The sequence below is a fragment of the Caulobacter sp. D5 genome (genome assembly GCF_003185805.1).
In the GTDB taxonomy this organism is placed as follows: Bacteria; Pseudomonadota; Alphaproteobacteria; order Caulobacterales; family Caulobacteraceae; genus Caulobacter.
Map to the genome: position 1 here is coordinate 1 of NZ_QHJY01000319.1, position 1,048 is coordinate 1,048.

The following is a 1,048-nucleotide window of genomic DNA, read 5'->3' on the forward strand; positions in this document are numbered from 1 at the left end:
TTCGACGTGGTGGTGCGGTTGCCCGACGCGGCCCGCAACGACCTGGCCGTGGTCGCCCAGACCCCGCTGGCGATCAACGACGGGGCGGGCTTCGCGCCGTTGGGCTCGGTGATCCGCTTCAAGGAGGGCGAAGGTCCCAACCAGATCAGCCGCGAGAACGGCAAGCGCCGCATCGTGGTGCAGGCCAATGTGCGCGGCCGCGACCTGGGCGGTTTCGTCGACGAGGCGCGTGCGGCGATCGGTCGCGAGGTCGTGCTTCCGCCGGGAACCTGGATGGACTGGGGCGGGCAGTTCGAGAACCTGCAACGGGCCGAGGCGCGACTGGGCCTGCTGGTGCCCGCCGTCGCCCTGCTGATCGGCGGGCTGCTCTGGATAGCGCTGGGATCGGTACGGCAGGCGGCGCTGGTGTTCGCCTGCGCGCCCCTGGCGCTGGTGGGCGGAACCCTGGCCCTGGCGGCCCGGGGCATGCCGTTCTCGGTGTCGGCCGCCGTCGGCTTCATCGCCGTGTCGGGGATCTCGACCCTGAACGGCCTCGTGCTGCTGCAGGCTATCGGCGAGCGGCTGGAGGCGGGCCTGGCGCCGGCTGTCGCGGCCGTCGAGGGGGCGATGTCGCGGCTGCGGGCGGTGCTGACCACCGCCCTGGTGGCCATGCTCGGCTTCCTGCCGATGGCCCTGGCCCACGGCGCGGGCGCGGAAGTGCAGAAGCCCCTGGCCACGGCGGTGATCGGCGGCCTGGCCGTCGCCACCCTGCTGACGCTGGTGGCCCTGCCGAGCCTCGCGGCCCGGTTGGCGCGTCCGACGAGGGCTCGCGACGCCTGACGTCCGGTCGCGGCGTCCGGGGACAGTCGGCGCGCCGACAACCCTGCGACGCCGCGACCAGCTACACACGTAGAGATGTATTCACCCGAGACGCGACCATTACCCCTCCAGTACTGCAAAATAGTGCGCATCACATATGCGGGACAGGAAACCGTAGCGCGTTTTAATTAGGCCGATCGATGTATTTACTTACCAATCCATTAAGATCTTAATTCCCTCCGAAGGGGGA

1 protein-coding gene is annotated in these 1,048 nt (G+C 69.8%); it reads left to right on the forward strand.

The window, feature by feature from the left end:
* Positions 1–819, forward strand: an 819-nt coding sequence (locus DMC18_RS19420; RefSeq protein ID WP_146218139.1) for an efflux RND transporter permease subunit, incomplete at its 5' end; no start/stop codon positions are given.
* Between the last annotated feature and the right edge of the window lie 229 nt (positions 820–1,048).